The following is a 21,973-nucleotide window of genomic DNA, read 5'->3' on the forward strand; positions in this document are numbered from 1 at the left end:
CGCGGTTATAGTTCGCCTTGCATTAATTTATCCCCGGGGCATGCTTATGCAGACCGACAACGTCGAACTGATTCGGCGCACCATCCGCAGCATACCCGACTGGCCACGCCCGGGCGTGATGTTTCGTGATATCACGCCATTATTGCAAGATCCTCGCACTTTTCGTGTCCTGATCGACCTGTTTGTGTACCGCTATATGCGCCAGCGTTTAGATTTGGTCGCGGGCGTCGACGCGCGTGGCTTCATCATTGGCAGCGTCCTGGCGTACGAGTTGAATCTGGGCTTTGTACCGGTGCGCAAGAGCGGCAAGCTGCCATTTCGTACGGTCGCCGAAGAATACACACTGGAATACGGCAACTCGTCCGTGGAAATGCACGCCGACGCGGTGCGTACGGGCCAGCGCGTGCTGTTGGTGGATGACCTGATTGCCACGGGTGGCACGATGTTGGCCGCGATCAAGCTACTGCAGCGACTCGGGGCTAATGTCGTCGAGGCCGCCGCGATTGTGGATCTGCCCGACTTGGGTGGGTCGGGCAAGATTGCCGCAACGGGTACACCGCTGTTTACTGTGTGTAGCTACGGCTCGGCGGATTAGGCGGCGTTCAATTGGTCATGCCTTGTGGCGATATCCGCGTCCGGCTGCAGCCATGAGGTCGGGTTAATCAATCGTGGCTGAATAAAGTCCAGAAATGCCCGTGTTTTCGCAGGAATCATGCGCGAAGGCAGCAGCGCGAACAATGGGACAGGCGTCAGGCGCCACTCGGGCAGCACGAGCACCAAATCTTTGTTGGCAATCGGGTGGCCAATGGGCTCAAAGTGCAGCAAGGGCGCGATACCCATGCCCTGATTGGCCAAGCTCGACAGCATGCCTACGTTGTTGGCCGCCACTCGCCCAGATACGGCAATGCGCTCGGTCTTGTCGCCCGAATGCAGCGTCCAGTGCGAGAACGCATCGCTCATGGCGGGACGCAGGCACTCGTGGTGTTCCAGGTCGCTCGGTATGCGTGGGGTGCCGTGCAGCTTCAGGTATTGCGATGACGCGTATAAACGGTGTTCCATGAGCACGACCTGGCGTGCGACCAGACTTGAATCGGGTTGCTGACCGAATCGCAATACGAGATCATACGGATTGCTGATCGGGTCGACTGGATGTATGTTCAGGTCAAAATCGCACTCGATATCGGGATACTGTGTGCGAAAGTCGCGGATGATCGCGGGTAAAAATATCTGCGCCAAGCTGGAAGGCATCGAGACACGCAGGCGTCCTTTGGGCTGGGCGGCCATGTCCACTAATTGGTCGTGCGCGACGCTGGCTTCTTCAATAATAGGGCGGCAACGTTCAAAATATATCTGACCGGCTTCGGTCAGATCGATGCGTCGAGTGCTGCGGTTAAGCAGTTTCATGCCGATGTTGTGCTCAAGGTCGCTAACTCGCCGTGATAGGGTCGAGGCGGGCATATTGAGTGCTTCGGCGGCATGACTGAAATTCTTGCGCTTGGCGACTTCGACAAACAGGGCGATGTCGTTTAGCTGGATATCCATGATCTTTCTGCGAGTAATGTGCCGAATACATACGATATCCCAATGTAATGGTGCGCGTCTGCGTGAAAAATGGGAAAGACTGTTCCAGTGGGCCGAACAAACGCTCGTGTCGGTCATGCGCAGAGGCGGCATGAATGGTGAAGACATTTAGTTTGGTGCGGATGATGGAAAAGCATTCAAAAAAAGGAAAATCCCGCGCTCAGGTCCGTGCGGAGCTTGCTGCTGCCAAGGCCGCAGGCGAGGTGACTGACGGCGAACAGGACTATCCGCCTGTTCAGTCGGCGACGACAGTCCAGACGCGCGAGCAAGTTCGCGCCGAACTTGAGCAAGCCCGTGCTGCTGGCGACGTGAGCTCAGGTGATCTGGACTATCCGCCGCCACTTCGTGCCACAACCCATAAAACACGCGAGCAAGTGCGGGCCGAACTACAGGCCGCTAAAGCGGCTGGGGAAGTGACGTACGGCGAACAGGACTATCCTCCAGAGCGTCGATAGCGAGCGGGCTGTTGCTATAAATGTTGCGCTAGTGCAACGTATTCTGTTAATAAATTTGCATCATGCAACGGTGTGCTCGAGGCCGTTCTGAACCGATACAAACGGCGTCCTCATTGGTGGTACCGGCGATTTCGGGGTGTCTCTATATCGCTTACCCCTGTTTTTGGAAGACAGATCGCCAAATTCGTGGTTAATCCCTATTGCCTCAGGAAAGATACTTCGTTTGTACATGCGTCGTCCGGCACCGCTTACGGCATAGACGGGTCGCGCATGCCCTTTCCTGTCACATCGCTTTAGGAAATCATGATGAAAAAAACGCTACTAGCCGTTGCGCTAGCTGCCGGCTTCGCAGGCGTGGCCCAAGCCGAAACCTCGGTCACGCTGTATGGCCTGATTGATGCAGGTCTTGGTTACAACCAAGTCAAGGGTGCTAATGGCGACAAAGCCAGCCGTATCGGCGCTGTGGACGGCGTGAATAGCGGTTCGCGTTTCGGTCTGCGCGGCTCGGAAGACCTGGGTGATGGCCTGAAGGCTGTGTTCACGTTGGAAGGCGGTTTTTCGCCCAACAACGGTAACTCTTCGCAAAGTGGCCGTCTGTTTGGTCGTCAAGCTACGGTCGGTTTGCAAAGCGACAGCTGGGGTCAACTCGATTTCGGTCGTCAAACCAACTTGGCTTCGAAATATTTCTCCGGCATCGATCCCTCGGGCATCAGCTACGACCAAGCCACTATGGGTACGTCGTTCAGCTCGGCCAACACGGTCCGTCTGGACAACTTGGTCTTGTACCAAACCCCCTCGTTCTCGGGTTTCAAGTTCGGCGTTGGTTATTCGTTCAATGCTGATGATAATTCCAGCAGCGTCGATAACCCCGGCGGCGGCTTCCGTACCAACGAAAACAACCGTGTGCTGACCGTTGGTGGTCGCTATCAGAATGGCCCGCTGGATGTGGCCCTGTCGTACGACAACTTCCGTCCGGACAGCAGCCGTACCAAAGGTCAATACGATACCGACAACGTCCAAGCGTACATCCTTGGTGCTGCTTACGACTTCGAAGTCGTCAAAATCTCGGCCGCTTTCGGTCAAACGTTTGACGGCTGGTTCGTTGGCACGAGCATTGATGGCTTGAGCGACGTCGGTGGCACGGGTACGGGCAGCTGGCAGTTGGCTGACGGCTCGCGCGTTAACTCGTACCTGTTGGGTATCAGCGCTCCGATCGGCGGTGCCAGCAACATCTGGGCCTCCTGGCAGCGCGCTGACGTCAACAACAGCCGTCTGACGGGCGACGACGCCACGAGCAACACGTTCAGCCTGGGTTACACCTATGACCTGAGCAAGCGTACCAACCTGTACGCGATGGGTTCGTACGGCGACAACTGGGCATTCCAAGAAGACCAGCGCAGCACCGCTGTGGCTGTCGGCTTGCGTCACCGGTTCTAAGGCCGTCGCACGTTCCGGCGTGGGTTGACGAATGCATGGTTCTCTCCGTTCCATCGAGTGACAACTAACCCCGCGAAGGTTTTGCGCCGGGCGTGCACGTGCCCTAGATAGGAGGGGCCTCTTCGGAGGCCCCTCCGCTTTTGTGCGGTATCGCTTGGTGGCAAACACCTGATTGATGCTGTCCTGTTGTCGCGCCCGGCGACGATGACGCGATCGCCGTCTTGGTGGCGCTAGCCTGACAATGCGTCAATTATTTCACTTGGCGCAATAAAGAAATGTCCAGAGAGATCATTCCTCTGGAGGACATTCGGTTTCACACTGGTGACACGGATCGGGAATTAACCCGGCCCGATAACCCCAACCAGGAACCGGGCAATGAAGATTTATCACCATCCTTTGTCGGGTCATTCTCATCGAGTGGTCCTTTTCGCATCGCTGCTTGGCCTGCAGAGCGACCTGATTGAAGTCGACCTCAAGGCGGGCGCACACAAAAAGCCCGAGTTTCTTGCCCTGAATCCCTTTGGCCAAGTGCCGGTGCTGGACGACGACGGTGTTGTCATCGTGGATTCAAACGCCATCCTTGTTTACCTCGCCAAGAGGACGGGGCGAAGCGAGTGGCTACCGGACGACGCGCGCGGCGCGGCTACCGTCCAGCGCTGGCTGTCCGTGGCCGCCGGCGAGCTCGCGTATGGCCCGGCAGCCGCTCGGTTGATCACCGTGTTTGGCGCCGCCTATAACGCCGAAGAAGTCATTGGGCGCGCGCATATCCTGCTCAATAAACTGGAACACCATCTGACAACCCGCGATTGGTTAGCCGCCGATCATCCAACCATCGCTGACGCTGCGATCTATAGCTACGTCGCTCGCGCGCCCGAGGGAAATGTTGATCTGTCCGCGTACACCGCCGTCAAGCGCTTTCTTGGCCGCGTTGAAGCATTGCCCGGCTTTGTCCCTTTCGTCCAAACCCCGGCAGGGCTCGCGGCTAACGCGTGATAGCGGCCAAAGGGCGTGTGCGTACACCGGCAGCGATGTGAGCCACAAAGGGACGGAAATGACCGTGAAACAGAAGCAGTTTCCCATCTGGCATGAGGGCGAGAAATTCATCCAGGAAAAGGTCGGTGTGGCCGAACGAATGGAAGCGGTCGGCCAACGTGTTGTGCGGGACTTCATGCCCGACCAGCATCGTGCCTTCTACGCGCAACTTCCGTTCATCGTGCTGGGCAGCGTTGATTCTGAGGGGAATGCTTGGGCAACGTTTCTTGAAGGCAGGCCGGGTTTTATGTCTTCATCCACGCCAACGACGCTCGACATTGCCGCGCGTCCGAGTCCTGCGGACCCCGCGGGGCGTGGGATGATCGAAGGAGCCTCAGTTGGCCTACTGGGCATCGAGATGCACACGCGTCGACGCAACCGCATGAATGGTGTTCTCTCGAATATTGACCTAGGGTTGCGGGTCGAGGTCGATCAAAGCTTTGGCAACTGCCCTCGGTACATACAGCTGCGTGATTTCAGTTTCGATCGAGATCCGAACGGCTCCTTTGCAGGGCAGGTCGAGGCACTCGCGGCGATGGATCCAGCGGCTCGCGAGTTGATCGAGCGCGCCGACGCATTTTTCGTTGCCTCCTACGCCGATCGTGAAGATCGCCGCCAAGTCGACGTCTCCCACCGCGGCGGAAAAGCGGGCTTTGTTCGCGTGGCCGGCGACGGTACGCTCACGATTCCGGATTTCGACGGTAATCTGTTCTTCTCCACGCTTGGCAACATTTTTCTGAATGGTCAAGCAGGGCTTCTCTTTGTCGATTTCGAGACCGGCGACATGCTGCAGATGACGGGCGACGCTGAAGTTGTCTTTGATTCGCCCGAAATCGCGGTGTTTCAAGGCGCCGAGCGGCTCTGGACATTTCGAGCGCGCAAGATGGTTCGCAGACTCGGCGGCCTGGCCCTGCGCTGGGCGTTCCAGGATGGCGGTTGGTCTGATAGTTCGCTCATGACGGGCGACTGGCTGCAGGCGGACGACCGGTTGCGTGCCGCCGAGTTGGCAACGCGTTGGCGGGCGCTGACGATATCCCGGATCGTCCAAGAAAGCGAGTCCATCCGATCTTTTCATCTGGAACCGAACGATGGCGCGGGGCTGTTGCCACATGCCGCAGGTCAACACTTGCCCATCCGGGTTCGGCTGCCTGGTGCAGATAAGTCCATCATTCGTACCTATACGCTGTCGGTCGCCCCCTCTGATGGCCGCTACCGGATCAGTGTCAAGCGTGATGGCCTGGTGTCCCAATACCTCCATGATCAGTTACGTGAAGGCGATATGATCGAAGCGCGCGTACCGGCCGGAAATTTCACGCTGGATACGCTGGCGATGCGTCCCGTGGTGCTGATAGCCGGCGGTGTCGGTATAACGCCCCTGCTTGCGATGCTGCGCCATATTGTCTACGAGGGGCTACGTAAGCAGCGCACCCGGCCCACCACGCTCGTTTATGCCTCGCGATCAAAGCAGGAGCGTGCCTTTGACCAGGAGCTGGCAGAGCTCATCGCTGCCGGGCAAGGCGCAGTAAAACTGGTCCGGGTGCTTAGCGACACCCGTGGTGCCCAGGATGGCGTTGATTATGATGCCTCCGGTCGCATTGATATGCCGCTCCTTGGCCGTTTCCTGGCCTTCGGCGACTACGAGTTCTACCTATGCGGCCCACCGCCATTTACGCAGGCGATCTACGACGGACTGCGGAGCTACGGCATCGCCGACGAAAGAGTCCATGCCGAAGCGTTTGGACCGGCGTCGTTAACGCGCACACGTGACCACGTTGCAACGCCTCCTGCCCGATTGTCGCCATCGATCAAGCCTGTGTCGGTTGCATTCATGAACTCGCTGAAGGAGGCGCGCTGGATGCCCGATTCCGGCACGCTCCTGGAGCTAGCTGAAGCCCGTGGCCTTGAACCCGAATTCAGTTGTCGCGAAGGGAGTTGCGGGACCTGTCGCACGCAGCTCATCAAGGGTACAGTGACCTATATTAAGGAGCCCGTTGCCAGCGTTGGTAAGGATGAGGTTCTCATTTGCTGTGCCGTACCGGCACAACAGGAAAAGGACGATGAGGATCGAATCCAGCTCGCACTTTGACAGACTTCCGTTTACGTATTTGACACATGATGCGACTAGGGAGGTTGCTGCTCGTCGCCATCCCTCCGTGTCCTTTCATACTCAAGGAGTTTTCCAATGTCCCGTCCCCCGCTCCCTCCGTTCACTGAACAGACGGCCGTAGAGAAAGTGCGCCTTGCCGAAGACGGCTGGAACAGTCGCGACCCTGCCAAGGTCGCGCTGGCCTATACCGTGGATACCCATTGGCGAAACCGAGTGGAGTTCGTCACGAACCGTGTTCAAGCCGAAGCCTTCCTCACCCGTAAATGGAGCCAGGAGCTGGACTATCGTCTGATCAAAGAGCTCTGGGCGTTCAAGGACAATCGCATCGCCGTCCGCTACGCCTATGAATATCACAACGATAGCGGTCAATGGTTTCGCGCCTATGGCAACGAGAATTGGGAGTTCGCCGAAGATGGCCTGATGCGGGTGCGCCACGCCAGCATTAACGAACACCCGATCGCCGAGACCGAGCGTCAGTTCCGCTGGCCGCTCGGACGTCGACCAGACGATCTCCCGGTCTGAGCGATTTCGGCTTCTAAGAGACTGACACCCTATTTACCGAACCGCCACCCGCTTTGATGCTTGATACGGGTTCGGGACGGCGCGCGCGCCGCTTCGCCGGCTCGCAGAAGGCAAGTCGCCGCTGTCCCGATTACTATGTCGACACACGCCGACAGTCCATCCGAGAATGGCGCCGGAGACTCTCATGCAAATCCATTAGTGCAAGAGCAAGGACAAAGAAATGGATCGTTGGCAGGCGATGCGAATTTTTGTGAAGGTCGCCGAGACCGAGAGCTTCGCTAAAGCTGCTCGCCAGATGCACATGAGTGCGCCCGCGGTTACACGGACGGTGGCCGCGCTGGAGGAACTGATTGGAGCGCGTCTATTCGTGCGCACCACCCGGTCAGTCAAGACCACCGAAGCGGGCGGTCGCTATTTGGATGATTGTCGCCGGATCCTGAATGACATTGCGCAGGCGGAGTCGGCCGCGGCCGGCCACTACGCCGAGCCATCTGGAACGCTGACTCTCACGGCCTCTGCTTTGTTTGGCCAGATGTACGTACTGCCCATCGTGACGGAATATCTTGATGCATACCCGGGCATGTACGCGAGGACTTTCTTTGTCGACCGCCTCGTTAACATCGTGGAAGAAGGCATGGACCTTGCCATCCGAATAGGTCATCTGCCGGATTCGGGTTTTACTGCTATCCAGGTCGGCTCCATTCGCCGCGTTATCTGCGCGTCGCCAGAATACTTGAAAACCCGTGGCATACCCACCACGCCTGCGGATCTCAAGCATCACCGCATTGTGGCTTCCCATAGTGCCTGGATATCTCCGGAATGGCATTTTGCACATGGGCAACGCGTCATTATCGATCCCGTCCTGCAATGCAATACCAACGAAGCTGCGATTGCCACCGCCAAAGCGGGCTGGGGCCTGACCAGAGTGCTGCACTATCAGGTCGGGCCCGCCTTGCATGATGGCACACTGCAGATTGTGCTTAGCGACTTTGAAGAGCCCCCGTTACCTGTGCACGTGCTGTATCCAGAGGGCCGGCAGGCTCCCGCGAAAGTGAGAGCCTTTGTGGACTTGGCGGTGCCACGACTGCGAGAGAATCCGCTTTTTAACTGACCATTCAAGCCGACGGTAATGGGAATGAGGACAGCAGTTTCAGTGGGGCGGTCTACAGGAACAGCTTGTACGCGGGATTGTCGGTTTCGTTCCAGTTCGGATAGCCTAGTTCTGCCACAAAGGTCTTGAACTGTTTTTTATCCGACGGTGGCACCTGGATGCCGATCAGGATGCGACCGTAGTCGGCGCCCTGGTTGCGATAGTGGAACAGGCTGATGTTCCAGTCGGGATTCATGGCATTCAGAAAGCGCATCAGGGCGCCCGGGCGCTCGGGGAACTCAAAGCGGTACAGCAGTTCGTTTTGGGCCAAGGTCGAACGGCCACCCACCATGTGGCGCAAGTGGGTTTTGGCCATTTCATCATGCGTCAAGTCTAGCGTGTCGAAACCATGGCGTCGGAAATTGGCCGCGATCTTGTCGGACTCGGCCGGCGAGCTGATTTGTACGCCGACGAAAACATGGGCGCGCTGGGCGTCGGAAATGCGGTAGTTGAACTCGGTGACGTTGCGGTGCCCCAATAGCTCGCAGAAGCGGCGGAAACTGCCGCGCTGCTCGGGCATGGTGACGGCGAAGACGGCCTCACGCATTTCACCGACCTCGGCCCGCTCGGCCACGAAACGCAGGCGGTCGAAATTCATATTGGCGCCACAGGCGATGGCGACGAGCGTCTTGTCTTTTAGCTTGTGCTGGGCCGCGTATTGCTTGGCTCCCGCCACGGCCATGGCGCCGGCGGGTTCCAGTACGCTACGCGTGTCCTGGAACACATCTTTGATAGCCGCGCAGATCGCGTCGGTATCGACCACCACGAAATCGTCCACATACTTGCGCGTGAGGCGGAAGGTCTCGGCGCCCACCATTTTGACGGCGGTGCCGTCGGAGAACAGGCCGACGTCGTTCAGTTGGACGCGCCGCCCGGCGCGCACGCTGCGCAACATGGCGTCGGAGTCTTCGGTTTGTACGCCGATGATTTTGATCTCGGGGCGCAGTTCCTTGACATAGGCCGCGATGCCCGACACCAGCCCGCCGCCGCCAATGGCCACGAAGATGGCGTCGATCGGGCCGGGATGCTGGCGCAAGATCTCCATGCCGACGGTTCCCTGGCCGGCGATGACATCAGGATCGTCAAAGGGATGGACGAAGGTCAGTTTTTCTTTCTTTTCCAGCGCTACTGCGTGCGTGTAGGCATCTGAAAAGCTTTCGCCCGCCAGCACGACCTCGCCGCCCAGGCTGCGTACTGCGTCGATCTTGACCTGCGGGCTGGTGGTGGGCATGACAATGACAGCCCGGCAGCCGAGTCGGCGTGCCGCTAGTGCGACCCCCTGGGCATGATTGCCCGCCGATGCTGCGATCACACCGCGATTGCGGGCGGCGGGCTGCAGGTTGGCCATCTTGTTGTACGCGCCGCGCAGCTTGAAACTGAATACGGCTTGAGTATCTTCACGCTTGAGCAAAATCGTGTTCGAAATTCGCTGGGATAACTGGGTGGCAGGTTCTAGCGGGGATTCGACAGCGACGTCGTAGACCTTGGAGGTCAGGATGCGTTTGAGATAATCGTCAGACATGGAGGCGTAACAGGCCGGGAGGGAAAAAAAGCACGGGCCAGATTACCACAGCCTTCTGCCACCATCGGGCAAGCCGGGCTACACTGCCCGCCATCCTGCTTGTTCGTGGAATCATGGAACAAAGTCTTCTGAGTGCCGTGCACTGGTTGCTGGCCGTACTGGCGCTGCCTAAGATCGGCCTGCCGGCGATTTTCCTGATCAGCCTGATCTCTGCGACGCTGCTGCCCCTGGGGTCCGAGCCGGCGGTATTTGGCTTTGTGAAGCTGGCGCCGGATATGTTCTGGCCCGCGGTCCTGGTGGCCACGGCGGGCAATACCGTCGGAGGCGCGATCAGCTACGCCATGGGGCGAGGCGCTCACCGGGCCGTGGAGGATTGGCGTGAAAAACATCCCCATGCCGAATCGCCGCGCGACGCGCTGGCCAAGGAAGGCAGCATGAGCGGCCGTTGGCACCGATATGCGCACGATTGGCTGTACCGTATGGGGCCTCCCGCTTTGCTGCTGTCGTGGCTGCCTGCCGTAGGCGACCCGTTGTGCGCCGTGGCGGGCTGGCTGCGCTTGGCCTTTTGGCCCAGCGTGCTGTACATGGCCATTGGCAAATTTGCCCGTTATGCGGTCATGACGGCCGGGTTGCTGTGGTTTTTCCCCCAGACGCCGTAGGCGAACGACAAGACCGAAAGGCATTTTTCGCGCAATGTCATAAAATGACTCTTTAAGGGCCTATCCCCGTCTTTTCATGAACGCCCCCCTCGCTAGCCAAATCTTATCTGCGGCGATCCCGCCGGCAGCAACTTCGCGTTTGCGCGAAATTCCGTACAACTACACGTCATTCTCCGATCGTGAGATTGTCGGTCGTTTGCTGGGCGAAGACGCCTGGCAATGGTTGAGCGACCTGCGCGGTGAGCGGCGTACCGGCCGGTCCGCGCGCATGTTGTACGAGGTGCTGGGCGATATCTGGGTGGTGCGTCGCAACCCTTATCTGCAAGACGATCTGCTCGATAACCCCAAACGACGCAAGCAGTTGATCGAGGCCCTGCATCACCGCCTGGGCGAGATCGACAAGCGTCGCGAACCGGGCTCGCCCCCCGAGGCGGGCCATGATCCGCTGCGCGACACCAAGGTCGTCGACTTGTTGGCGCGGGCGCGCTCGGCGGTGGCGGCATTCGAAAGCGAGTTCGATCAAACGCAGCACATGCGTAAGCAGGCCCAGAAAGTCCTGGGCCGCATCACGGCCCGCGACAACATCAAGTTCGATGGCCTGTCGCGTGTGTCTCATGTGACGGACGCGACGGACTGGCGGGTGGATTATCCCTTTGTGGTGTTGACGCCGGATAGTGAATCCGAAATCGCCGCCATGGTGCGTGCGTGCATCGAACTGGGACTGACTATTGTGCCGCGCGGGGGTGGCACGGGTTATACCGGCGGCGCAATCCCGCTGACCTGGAAGTCCGCCGTTATCAATACCGAGAAATTCGACACCCTGGGGGCGGTCGAGTCCTGTATGTTGCCGGGCCGTACCGAGCCGTGCGCGGTGATCGATGCCGGTGCAGGGGTGGTTACCAAGCGCGTGTCCGAGGCCGCCGAGCAGGCGGGCTTTGTGTTTGCCGTCGATCCGACCTCGGCCGAGGCCTCTTGTGTGGGCGGCAATATCGCCATGAACGCAGGCGGCAAGAAAGCCGTGCTATGGGGTACCGCACTGGACAACCTGGCGTGGTGGCGCATGGTGGATCCCGACGGCAACTGGCTTGAGGTCACCCGTCTGGAACACAACCTGGGCAAGATCCATGACGTCCCCGTCGCGCGCTTTGAGCTCAAGTGGTTCGACGGTACCGGCAAGCCCGGTGAAAAGCTGCTCAAGACGGAGCAGCTCGATATCGCCGGCGGCGTGTTCCGCAAGACGGGCCTGGGCAAAGACGTCACCGACAAGTTCCTGGCGGGTCTGCCTGGCGTCCAAAAAGAAGGCTGTGATGGCCTGATTACGTCGGCCCGCTGGGTGCTGCACCGTATGCCGCGTCATACGCGTACGGTCTGTATGGAATTCTTCGGCCAGGCGCGAGATGCGATTCCGTCCATTGTCGAAGTCAAAGGCTATCTCGATGGCGAGGGTCGTGCGCTTGGGGCAATTTTGGCTGGCCTGGAGCATCTGGACGAGCGGTATCTGCGTGCGGTGGGCTACGCCACCAAGAGCAAGCGCGGCACGCTGCCCAAGATGGTGCTGATCGGCGACATCGTCGGTGACGACGAGAACGCTGTGGCGATTGCCGCCAGCGAGGTCGTACGCCTGGCCAACACGCGCCATGGCGAGGGCTTTGTCGCGGTCAGTGCCGAGGCGCGTAAAAAATTCTGGCTGGATCGTTCTCGTACCGCGGCGATTGCACGACACACCAACGCCTTCAAGATCAACGAAGACGTCGTGATTCCGCTGCCGCGCATGGGCGAGTACACCGATCACATCGAACGTCTCAACATCGAGCTTTCGACGCGCAACAAGCTGAAGCTGCTCGACGCGCTGGACAAGTACCTGTCCGAGCCCTTGCCCGTGGGCAAGGCCGAAGACGAGGAAGACGAGCTGACCCGCGCCGAAACGCTGGCCGAGCGCACGTTGCAGGCGGTCAAGGTGTTGGCGGCGGTGCGTCAACGCTGGCAATGGCTGCTTGATCATCTCGACCTGCCGCTGCGGCAGGCCCTGCCTGATTTGTCCGGATTGGGTATGACCCCATTGCAGGGTGTGTTGTCCGATCGCGTAGCGACGCAACCCGAGGCACGTATCTTTGATGTGGTGCAGGATCACACGGTGCGGGTGTCCTGGCGCACCGAGGTGCTGGCGCCGCTGAGCACCATTTTTTCAGGGGCCACGGGTACGCACATCGTTGACGAACTCAAGGCCATTCACGCGCGTGTGCTCAAGGGCCGAGTGTTTATCGCCCTGCATATGCACGCCGGCGATGGCAACGTGCACACCAATATCCCGGTTAACTCCGACGACTACGAGATGTTGACCGAGGCGCACCAGGCAGTGGCCCGCATCATGCAGATCGCGCGGGATCTGGATGGGGTGATTTCGGGGGAACACGGCATCGGCCTGACCAAGTACGAGTTTTTGAGCGAAGCCGAACTCGCGCCGTTCCAGGACTACAAGCGGCGTGTCGATCCGCGTGGCCATTTCAACGCAGGCAAGCTGATGCCGGGTGCGGATTTGCGCCATGCCTGGACGCCCAGCTTTGGCCTGATGGGGCACGAATCGCTGATCATGCAGCAAAGCGACATCGGCGCGATCGCCGATTCGGTGAAAGATTGTCTGCGTTGCGGCAAGTGCAAGCCCGTGTGTGCCACGCATGTGCCGCGCGCCAATTTGCTGTATTCGCCGCGTAACAAGATCCTGGCGACGTCGTTGCTGGTCGAGGCCTTCCTCTACGAAGAGCAGACTCGCCGCGGCGTCAGTCTCAAGCACTGGGAAGAGTTCGAAGACGTGGCCGACCACTGTACGGTGTGCCACAAGTGCTACAACCCCTGTCCGGTGGATATCGACTTCGGCGACGTATCGATGAACATGCGTGCGCTGTTGCGCCGCATGGGTCGCAAGTCATTTAACCCCGGTACTTCGGCGGCCATGTTTTTCTTGAACGCTAAAGACCCGGCCACCATCAACGCCACGCGCAAGGCGATGGTGGGCGTGGGCTACAAAGCCCAGCGCCTGGCCCATGATGTCTTGTCGTCCTTTGCTCGCAAGCAAACCGCACAGCCGCCCGCCACGGTGGGCAAGCCGCCGCTGCGCGAGCAGGTCGTGCACTTCATCAATAAAAAGATGCCCGGTGGGCTGCCCAAGCAAAGCGCGCGCAAACTGCTGGATATCGAAGACGCCAATTACGTGCCGATCATTCGTGATCCCAAGCACACGTCGGCGGATACCGAAGCCGTGTTTTATTTCCCGGGCTGCGGATCCGAACGCCTGTTCTCGCAGGTCGGCCTCGCGACGCAGGCGATGCTATGGCACGCGGGTGTACAAACCGTCTTGCCGCCAGGTTATCTGTGCTGCGGATATCCGCAACGCGGCAATGGCATGAATGACAAGGCCGAGCAGATCATCACGGATAACCGCGTGCTGTTCCATCGTGTCGCCAACACGTTGAACTATCTGGATATCAAGACCGTCGTGGTTAGTTGTGGGACTTGTTACGACCAGCTTGCCGGGTACGAATTCGACAAAATTTTCCCGGGCTGCCGCCTGATCGATATTCACGAATATCTGCTGGAAAAAGGCATCAAGCTGGACGGAGCCAAGGGCGTGCGCTACATGTACCACGACCCCTGCCATACGCCCATGAAGCTGCAGGATCCGATGAAGACGGTGCGTTCGCTCGTGGGCGACAGTACGGTGAAAACGGATCGCTGCTGTGGCGAGTCGGGGACGTTGGCGGTGAGCCGGCCCGATGTGTCGACCCAAGTGCGATTCCGCAAGCAAGAGGAACTGCTCAAGGGCCAGGAGGCACTACGCAAGGATGGCAATACCGACGACATCAAAGTGCTGACGTCGTGCCCGTCCTGCTTGCAGGGATTGTCACGCTATGAGGGCGATACGGCGATGCAGGCGGATTACATCGTGGTCGAGATGGCGCGCCATATCCTGGGCGAGCAATGGATGCAAGAATACGTGCAGCGCGCGAATGCGGGCGGGATTGAGCGGGTGCTGGTGTAACGCGTTTACGCGTTACACCTAATGGGAGAGGGCTTTTGAGCGCGCGGCGCTTAAAAGCCCGTGACTGCGCTCATCACGACATTGTCCGTACGTCGATCCCTGCCTGGCCGAGTGCATCGCGCAATGTTTGCGCAAAAACTAGGGCGCCGGGCTGATCGCCATGAATGCAGAGCGTGTCGGCCTGAACGGGTACGTCGCGGCCGTTGACCGAACGCACGAGGCGTTCCTGAACCATGCGCAGGACCTGGGCGACCGCCGTGTCCACACCTTCGATCATGGCGCCTGGCTGGCTGCGGGGAGTGAGCGAGCCGTCGTCCTGATAAGAGCGATCGGCAAACACCTCGCTAGCCGCCTTCAGGCCCAGATCCTGGGCGGCCTGGATGAGGTGGCTGCCCGCCAGGCCATAGAGCACGAGATTGGCATCGACATCCCGGACTGCGCGGCAAATGGCTTGTGACAAGGCGGCGTCTTTGGCGGCCATGTTATAGAGGGCACCGTGGGCCTTGACGTGATGCAATCGCGTGCCTTGCGTGGCGGCGACGGCAGCGAGCGCGCCGACTTGATAGACCACCATGTCGTAGGCTTCCTGGGGCGTGATCTGCATCACGCGCCGCCCAAAGCCCACCAGATCGGGCAGACTGGGGTGCGCGCCGATCGCGACGTTGTTCGAGATGGCCGCGGCGACCGTTTTGCGCATGGTCGAGGGATCACCGCCATGAAACCCACAGGCCACGTTCGCCGAGCTGACAAATTGCAAGATGGCGTCGTCGTTGCCCATGTGCCAGGCGCCATAGCTTTCGCCCATGTCGCAGTTCAGGTCAATGACAAGATGGGGCGTGGTGGTCATGATGGCGTTCCTGTGAGGATGCAGATGAGAGTGGCGTCAGGCCTGTAGCGCGGTTCGCAGCGAGGCGAGCGCGTCCTGTAATTGTAGAAAAGCGGCTTCGCGCTCGCCGTCGAGCCGCTGGGCGTCATCGAGCTCGGTAAGTTCAAAGCGTACTGTCGCTCCGGGCCCACGTTGTGCCAGCCAGGGCAGGTCTACGGTAATGACTTGCGCGATTTTGGGATATCCGCCGGTGCTTTGGCGATCGGCCATCAGGATGATGGCCTCGCCGCCAGATGGCACCTGGATGGTCCCATAGCTGGCCGCCTCGGACAGAATCTGACGCGGCGTCGTCATCGACAGGGCAGGGCCCTCGAGACGGTAGCCCATGCGGTCTGATTGGACGCTGATGCGGAATGCGCTGCTCAGCAGATCGTGGTGGGATGCTGCGGTGAATTCGTCCCAATGAACGCCGGGCAATAGACGCAGATGACTGCGTGCCCGGGCCACGACTGCGCTGGGCAGGTAGACGCGGATCTGCCACAAGGCCTGGGCCAGATCCGTCAAGGTGTCGGAGGCCGCCGTCAGCGTCGTGTGCAGGCCGATGGTATCGCCCTTGGCGAGCGCTCGGCCGGCATGTCCACCAAAGGCGCCGCGGACATAAGTGCTGGTGCTTTGCAGCACGGGGGTGAGCGCGTAGCCACCGTGGACGGCCAGGTAGGTACGCACGCCGGTATCGGGTGCAGCCGATCCAAAGGCCAGTACGTCGCCCGCACGGGCGATCAGCGGACGATAAGCGGAAACGGGGGCGTCATTGATCGTCGGTTGCAAGTCGGCCCCCGCAATCGCGAAACAGGCCGGTGCCTCAAACCGCAGCGTCGGGCCGACCAGGGTCATTTCCAGCGTGGCGTGATCGGTGTCATTGCCCGCCAGCAGGTTGGCCAGACGATGCGAGCACATGTCCATGGCACCGCAGACGGGCACACCTAAATGCTGATGGCCGGCGCGACCCATATCCTGAAAGGTAGAAAGCAGGCCGGGCTTCAGGACGGTCAGGCTCATGCTTTGGCCTCCCGCAGTCGGAGGAACTCGGCGCGGTCGATCGGCACAAAATGCACGCGATCACCGGGTTGCAACAGTGTGGAGGGCGTACGCGCAGGATCAAACAACGACAAGGGCGTGGCACCGATGATGTTCCAGCCGCCGGGTGAGCGACTGGGATACAGTACGCTTTGGCGATTGGCGACGGCAACGGATCCCGCCGGGACGGCAGTACGTGGCGAGGCTCGCCGGGGAATATTCAATCGTTCGTCGTGGACTCCGATATAAGGGGCGCCCGGTGCGAATCCCAGCATGAACACCAGACTGCCGGGGCGCGTGTGCAGTGCAATGATCTCATCGGTGGACGTGTCGGCGTGACGGGCGACTTCGTCCAGATCCGGGCCATACTCGCCGCCATAGCAAACGGGGATATCGACGTCCCGCCCGGTTTGCGCATCGGGCGCGATGCCTTGCGACAAAATTCCCTCGATCTGGTTGACCAACGCTGTGTAGCGTGGGCCGTGCCGACCGTTGGGCTGATAATGCACGGCTAGCGCGATGAACGACGGCACCAGATCCGTGACCCCGGGCAACCTGGCCTGGCTCAGCAGGCTGGCTGCGGCCAGGCATAATCGACCCGTCGCGGCGTCGATCTGGTCGCCAAAATAAATCATCAGGCAGCGATCGCCTTGCGGCACGATGCGCCAGGCGGTTGAACTGGGTATCAGCGAGGACTCGTTCACCAGGGCAACCGCCTCCAGACGGGATTATTTCGCAAACAGCGAATCCAGGTTCTTGAACGATTTGAATTCTAGAGCATTGCCCGACGGATCCAGGAAGAACATGGTGGCTTGCTCGCCAACCTCGCCCTTGAAGCGCACATAGGGCTCAATGACAAATTTGGTGCCGGCAGCGATCAGCTTCTTGGACAGCGTTTCCCAGTCTTGCATGGGCAGCACGGCGCCATAGTGGCGCACTGGCACATCGTGCGAATCCACCGAGCTGGTCGACTTGTGGCCGCACTCGTCGGGCGACAGGTGCGCAACGATTTGGTGGCCATAGAAGTTAAAGTCTACCCATTCGTCCGAACTACGGCCCTCGGGACAGCCCAATAATTCACCATAAAACGCGCGGGCTTCGGCGATATCGCGCACGGGGAATGCCAAGTGAAAGGGCGGCAGAATGGCGGGTGTGCTCATACAGAACTCCAAGTCAATAAGCGTAAAAAAAGTAGGGGAAGGTGTCGACATCCTGATGCCGGAACAAACGGCTATGTCGATAGCGACACAATGAGAGATAGTTTAGCAATTGTTTTTTTGATCGAAAAACGATATTTATTTGTCCTGAGCATCAAAAAAATCGATAGTATGGGGTCATCATGATCCGAGAGTTCAAAACCTTTATTGCCGTCGCACGCGATGGCACCTTTACCGGCGCTGGCCGCCAACTGGGCCTGACCCAATCCGCCGTCAGCGCGCAAATGCGCCGGCTCGAAGACTATCTGGGTGTGACCTTGTTCGAGCGCACAGGCAAATCGGCCGTGCTGAACGCCGCAGGCCGCGACATGCTGCCTCAGGCCGAAGAACTGGTGGCCATGGCAGAGCGCATGGCTACCTCCGCGGGTGCCGGACACATCAGCGGTCTACTGCGAGTGGGAGCCATCGCGTCGGTCCAGCAGCATCTGCTCGTCGATGCCCTCAAGGATTTTCGGGAAACGTTTCCTGACGTGCGGGTGCGCGTCATTCCCGGCGTTTCTCTGTCGCTATTGGGCCAAGTCGACGCCGGCGAAATAGACATGGCCGTCATGCTGCGTCCGCCCTTTGCCTTGCCCCCCGAACTGACCTGGCGTCTCATTCTGCAAGAGCCCCTCGTCTTGGCGGCACCCGCAGATCTGCCCGCGCAATCCTGGCGTGATCATCTCACCAGGCAACCATTCATCCGTTACGACCGCTCCTCGTTCGGCGGCCGCCTCGTCGATATGTTCCTGAAAAAACACCGTATCACCGTACGCGAGGCCATAGAACTCGACGAAATGGACGCGATCGCCAACCTCGTCCGCCGCGGTCTGGGTGTGGCGCTGCTGCCTCGCACTCGCCACCTCGACTCACAAGGCCTGCACCTCCAGGACCTGGGGCCTGCTGCCTTCAACCGGGAGGTGGGTGTCGTTGCCCCGGCCGCTCAAGACCCCAACTCGCTTGCGGCTCAGCTAAGCCACTGCCTGGCTTTGCGCCGCTACACTAGATCGCACCGCACCGTAATGGGATGATTGCGCAACTTCTCTAGTACGAGATCATTGACTTCCCCATCCACATCGGTAATCACGTAGCCCACTTGGCCACGCGTCTGCAGACTTTGGCTGAGAATATTCAGGCCCTGTTCCGCCAGCAGATTATCCAGCGCGCCTAACGCGCCCGGCGCATTGCGGTGAACGTGCAGGATGCGCGTCTCGCCCGTCGGCTCCTGGTAGGGCAATTCGGGAAAATTCACCGCGCCCTTCGTCGTGCCCGCTTGCAAGAAGCGCACGAGCTTCTCCGCCACCTCGCGGCCGATGTTTTCCTGTGACTCCTGCGTACTGCCTCCGATGTGCGGGGTCAGCAAAACATTCGGCAGGCCGATCAGTGGGCTTGCCAGCGGTTCGTTCGGCCCCTTGGGCTCCGTCGGGAAAACATCGAGTGCCGCCCCCGCCAAATGGCCCGACGTCAATGCCGTGTGCAGCGCGTCGATGTCGACCACTGTGCCGCGCGACGCGTTGATCAGGATCGCGCCGGGCTTCATCTGGGCCAGCGTATCGGCATTTATCAAGTTTTCCGTGCTCTTGCCGCCCGGCACATGCAGCGTTACCACGTCGGCTTGCTTGAGCAGGTCGGCGAGCGAATTCGCCGCGCGTGCATTGCCCAGCGGCAGCTTGCCTTCTACATCATGAAAGACCACGCGCATACCCAGGCCTTCGGCCAATGTGCTGATCTGCGACCCGATATTGCCGTAGCCGATGATGCCCAGCGTCTTGCCACGGGCTTCGAATGCGCCATTGGCTGATTTATCCCAATGCCCGAGATGGACCCTGGCATTTTTTTCGGGAATGCGGCGCAGCAAGAGGATCGCTTCGCCCAATACCAATTCGGCCACCGAGCGGGTATTGGAAAATGGCGCATTAAAGACCGGAATGCCCCGTTGCATGGCGTGATTCAGATCGACCTGATTGGTGCCGATGCAAAAGCAGCCCACCAGCCGCAGGTCGGTGGCTGCGGCCAGGGCCTGCTCATCGATGTGACTGCGGGAACGAATACCCGCGACGTGCACACCGCGCAGCGCCTCACGCAACTCGGCTGGCGGCAGCGCCGTCGCATGCGTGACAATGTCGGTGTAGCCCGCCGCGGCAAAGACTTCGCGGGCGCTAGGATGGATATTCTCGAACAGGACGATCTTGGTCATGGATGCGGCAGTGGGAAAATGCGGAAGGAATCAATGAAAAGCGTTCATTGATTGTGACCTAGTTTCCCGTTTCAGGTGCGAGAGCCCATTAGATCGGTAAGGCGATAGGGCGCAATGCAAGGACGCGCCGCGAGCTCAGGCGGCCACCACGCGCTCGGCGGAGAAATGCAGGGCGAACGTGCTGCCGCGGCTGGGTTCGCTGGTGATCAGCAACTCGGCATCGTGGCGGATCGCGATGTGCTTGGTGATGGCCAGCCCCAGTCCCGTACCGCCCGCTGCACGCGAACGACCCCGATCTACTCGGTAAAAGCGCTCGGTCAGGCGGGGGATATGCAGCGCGGAGATGCCTATGCCGGTGTCCTGCACGCTATAGCGGGCCCCGCCATCGGACTCGCTATACCAGCGTACCGTAATCTTGCCGCCGTCGGGTGTATAGCGCACGGCGTTCGTTAACAGGTTCGACATGGCCGATGCCAGCTCGGTTTCGGCGCCCAGGATGTCAAGGGTTTCGTCGATGTCCCACGAGAAGGTATGCCGGCCAGCCGACAGCGCCTCGATCTGCTGGCGTGCCGTTTGCAGCAGCGCAGGGACGTTGACGGCGCGGGGATCGGATCCGGGAGAGGACTCCAGTGTAGAGAGCGCCAGCAAGTCTTCGACGATCGCCTGCATGCGTTGCGCCTGTTCGAACATCATGGCCTGGTATTGGGCACGCTGCGCATCATCCAGCGCATCCACGGGCATATCGCGCAGTGTTTCCAGAAAGCCCGTCAGCACCGTCAACGGCGTGCGTAGCTCGTGCGAGACGTTGGCCACAAAATCGCGTCGCGTGGTTTCGAGTTTTTCGATTTGCGTGACATCGCGCGTGATCAGCAGCCGGCGGTTGCTGGCGTAGGCGGCCAAATGCATCATCATGACGCGCTCTTGGCCGCCATGCGCCAGGCGCACCAAAATAGGATCGGGCCAGTCGTCCAGATGGGCGTACGCGACAAACTCTGGTGCTCGTAGCAGGTTCAGTAGATTTTGGCCGCGATCAGCGGGTAAATTCAGCGACAGGTGATGGCGCGCGACGCGATTGCACCATTCAATCTGAAAGTCTTCGTTCAGTGTGACGACACCATCAGGCAGGGCTTGAGCGGCCGACAGCATGCTTTGCATGGCGGCACGCGCCTCGGCCAGATCGCGGGCCCGGGCGCGCGTGTAGCGATACAGCGGCGCCAGGATGTCATCCCAGGGGCCAACCGCGGCGGGGGGCGAGGTGTCTGGATGATTGGCCCAGTGGGATACCAGGCGCAGTCGCCAGCTGCGCCAAAACAGCATGAATGTCACGGCGGTGCAAAATACGATCCAGCCTGCCGGATCGCCAATTATCCATTGCACGAGCAACGCCAGGATCGCCCAGAGGGCGACGAGAAAGAAAGTGCGCAGCCAAATCATCGTGGCACAGTTTTACCGTGCCGGAATCTGTGCCGTAAAGCGATATCCGCTGCCACGCACCGTTTCCACGTGGGAGTCATGGCCCGAGGGCTCCAGGGCCTTGCGCAGACGCCGGATGTGCACATCCACCGTCCGTTCCTCGACGAAGACATGATCGCCCCATACTTGATCCAGCAATTGCGAGCGCGAGAACACACGTTCCGGGTGGGTCATGAAGAAATGCAGCAGGCGGAACTCGGTGGGGCCGATCGATAACGATTGCTCATTTCCGGACAGGCGGTGCGTTACCGGGTCGAGTTTCAGGCCGCTGACATCGATGATGTCGTCCGTCAGTTGGGGCGCACGGCGGCGCAAGACCGCCTTGATGCGCGCCATCAACTCTTTGGGCGAGAACGGCTTGGTGATGTAGTCGTCGGCGCCGGCTTCCAGTCCGTCGACCTTGTCCTGCTCAGCCCCCTTGGCCGTCAGCATGATGACGGGGACGGCACGAGTGCGTTCGCTATCGCGTAGCTTGCGCGCCAGGGCCAGGCCGGATGTGCCGGGCAGCATCCAGTCCAGCAGAATCAGATCGGGGAGCTCAGCGCGGATCAGGGTTTGCGCCTGATCCGCGTCGAACGCGCGCAAGACCTTATGGCCGGCAAACGAGAGGTTGACGGCAATCAGTTCTTGAATGGCGGGTTCGTCTTCGACGACAAGAATAGTGCTGGACATGGGCAGTAATCAGGAAGGCTGATGAGCGCAT

General features: G+C 59.9%; 18 protein-coding genes and 1 pseudogene. 10 read left to right on the forward strand and 9 right to left on the reverse strand.

Annotated elements, in window-relative coordinates:
- Window positions 1-46: 46 nt before the first annotated feature.
- Window positions 47-595 carry an adenine phosphoribosyltransferase gene (locus ACYVDM_RS25690; RefSeq protein ID WP_415793436.1) on the forward strand — a complete coding sequence of 183 codons (549 nt, stop codon included), beginning with the start codon at window positions 47-49 and terminating at the stop codon, window positions 593-595.
- On the opposite strand, the gene ACYVDM_RS25695 is transcribed toward ACYVDM_RS25690, so the two are convergent.
- Window positions 592-1,542: a LysR family transcriptional regulator gene (locus ACYVDM_RS25695; RefSeq protein ID WP_415793437.1), complete on the reverse strand. Its 951-nt coding sequence runs from the start codon at window positions 1,540-1,542 to the stop codon at window positions 592-594. The two genes, ACYVDM_RS25690 and ACYVDM_RS25695, sit on opposite strands and share 4 nt — an antisense overlap.
- A gap of 134 nt (window positions 1,543-1,676) precedes the next feature.
- Here ACYVDM_RS25695 and ACYVDM_RS25700 point away from each other — a divergent pair, with 134 nt between their 5' ends.
- The 6 genes and pseudogenes from ACYVDM_RS25700 (at window position 1,677) to ACYVDM_RS25725 (ending at window position 8,245) form a co-directional block, all read left to right on the forward strand.
- Window positions 1,677-2,036 carry a DUF4148 domain-containing protein gene (locus ACYVDM_RS25700; protein WP_415793438.1) on the forward strand — a complete coding sequence of 120 codons (360 nt, stop codon included), beginning with the start codon at window positions 1,677-1,679 and terminating at the stop codon, window positions 2,034-2,036.
- A 306-nt stretch (window positions 2,037-2,342) separates the two neighbouring features.
- Window positions 2,343-3,473, forward strand: coding sequence for a porin (locus ACYVDM_RS25705; protein ID WP_415793463.1), 1,131 nt, complete (start codon window positions 2,343-2,345; stop codon window positions 3,471-3,473).
- 375 nt (window positions 3,474-3,848) lie between these two features.
- Window positions 3,849-4,466 carry a glutathione S-transferase family protein gene (locus ACYVDM_RS25710; RefSeq protein ID WP_415793439.1) on the forward strand — a complete coding sequence of 206 codons (618 nt, stop codon included), beginning with the start codon at window positions 3,849-3,851 and terminating at the stop codon, window positions 4,464-4,466.
- Window positions 4,467-4,524: 58 nt separating this feature from the next.
- Window positions 4,525-6,591, forward strand: coding sequence for an FAD-binding oxidoreductase (locus ACYVDM_RS25715; RefSeq protein WP_415793440.1), 2,067 nt, complete (start codon window positions 4,525-4,527; stop codon window positions 6,589-6,591).
- 96 nt (window positions 6,592-6,687) lie between these two features.
- Window positions 6,688-7,151 (forward strand): annotated as a pseudogene (locus ACYVDM_RS25720) (nuclear transport factor 2 family protein).
- A gap of 203 nt (window positions 7,152-7,354) precedes the next feature.
- Window positions 7,355-8,245 (forward strand): LysR family transcriptional regulator, encoded by an 891-nt coding sequence (locus ACYVDM_RS25725; protein ID WP_415793441.1) that lies wholly within the window; start codon window positions 7,355-7,357, stop codon window positions 8,243-8,245.
- 52 nt (window positions 8,246-8,297) lie between these two features.
- Here ACYVDM_RS25725 and ilvA read toward each other — a convergent pair whose 3' ends face one another.
- Window positions 8,298-9,806, reverse strand: coding sequence for a threonine ammonia-lyase, biosynthetic (gene ilvA, locus ACYVDM_RS25730; RefSeq protein WP_415793442.1), 1,509 nt, complete (start codon window positions 9,804-9,806; stop codon window positions 8,298-8,300).
- A 113-nt stretch (window positions 9,807-9,919) separates the two neighbouring features.
- Between ilvA and ACYVDM_RS25735 the strand changes: the two genes are divergently transcribed.
- Window positions 9,920-10,465 (forward strand): YqaA family protein, encoded by a 546-nt coding sequence (locus tag ACYVDM_RS25735; RefSeq protein ID WP_415793443.1) that lies wholly within the window; start codon window positions 9,920-9,922, stop codon window positions 10,463-10,465.
- Window positions 10,466-10,541: 76 nt separating this feature from the next.
- A complete protein-coding gene (locus ACYVDM_RS25740) occupies window positions 10,542-14,501 on the forward strand; it encodes a DUF3683 domain-containing protein (protein WP_415793444.1) in 3,960 nt (1,319 codons plus the stop codon).
- A gap of 73 nt (window positions 14,502-14,574) precedes the next feature.
- Here the strand turns inward: ACYVDM_RS25740 and ACYVDM_RS25745 are convergent, their stop codons facing one another.
- The 4 genes from ACYVDM_RS25745 to ACYVDM_RS25760 are packed head-to-tail and all read right to left on the reverse strand — an operon-like array spanning window position 14,575 to window position 17,564.
- On the reverse strand, window positions 14,575-15,348 hold the full coding sequence (locus tag ACYVDM_RS25745; protein WP_415793445.1) for a LamB/YcsF family protein: 774 nt from the start codon (window positions 15,346-15,348) through the stop codon (window positions 14,575-14,577).
- A 36-nt stretch (window positions 15,349-15,384) separates the two neighbouring features.
- Window positions 15,385-16,386, reverse strand: coding sequence for a 5-oxoprolinase subunit C family protein (locus tag ACYVDM_RS25750; RefSeq protein ID WP_415793446.1), 1,002 nt, complete (start codon window positions 16,384-16,386; stop codon window positions 15,385-15,387).
- Complete coding sequence (gene pxpB, locus ACYVDM_RS25755) at window positions 16,383-17,108, reverse strand: 5-oxoprolinase subunit PxpB (protein ID WP_415793447.1); 726 nt, start codon at window positions 17,106-17,108, stop codon at window positions 16,383-16,385. Before pxpB ends, ACYVDM_RS25750 begins: the two co-directional genes overlap by 4 nt.
- Window positions 17,109-17,132: 24 nt before the next feature.
- Window positions 17,133-17,564, reverse strand: a complete 432-nt coding sequence (locus ACYVDM_RS25760; protein WP_415793448.1) for a VOC family protein — start codon at window positions 17,562-17,564, stop codon at window positions 17,133-17,135.
- A 179-nt stretch (window positions 17,565-17,743) separates the two neighbouring features.
- Between ACYVDM_RS25760 and ACYVDM_RS25765 the strand changes: the two genes are divergently transcribed.
- A complete protein-coding gene (locus tag ACYVDM_RS25765; protein ID WP_415793449.1) occupies window positions 17,744-18,631 on the forward strand; it encodes a LysR family transcriptional regulator in 888 nt (295 codons plus the stop codon).
- Here ACYVDM_RS25765 and serA read toward each other — a convergent pair.
- From serA to phoB, 3 genes are all read right to left on the reverse strand, one after another.
- Window positions 18,598-19,797 carry a phosphoglycerate dehydrogenase gene (gene serA, locus ACYVDM_RS25770; protein WP_415793451.1) on the reverse strand — a complete coding sequence of 400 codons (1,200 nt, stop codon included), beginning with the start codon at window positions 19,795-19,797 and terminating at the stop codon, window positions 18,598-18,600. The two genes, ACYVDM_RS25765 and serA, sit on opposite strands and share 34 nt — an antisense overlap.
- A 135-nt stretch (window positions 19,798-19,932) precedes the next feature.
- Window positions 19,933-21,231, reverse strand: a complete 1,299-nt coding sequence (gene phoR / locus ACYVDM_RS25775; protein WP_415793452.1) for a phosphate regulon sensor histidine kinase PhoR — start codon at window positions 21,229-21,231, stop codon at window positions 19,933-19,935.
- 12 nt (window positions 21,232-21,243) lie between these two features.
- Window positions 21,244-21,942 (reverse strand): phosphate regulon transcriptional regulator PhoB, encoded by a 699-nt coding sequence (gene phoB, locus ACYVDM_RS25780; RefSeq protein WP_415793453.1) that lies wholly within the window; start codon window positions 21,940-21,942, stop codon window positions 21,244-21,246.
- Window positions 21,943-21,973: the final 31 nt, after the last annotated feature.

It is taken from the genome of Bordetella tumulicola, assembly GCF_054779135.1.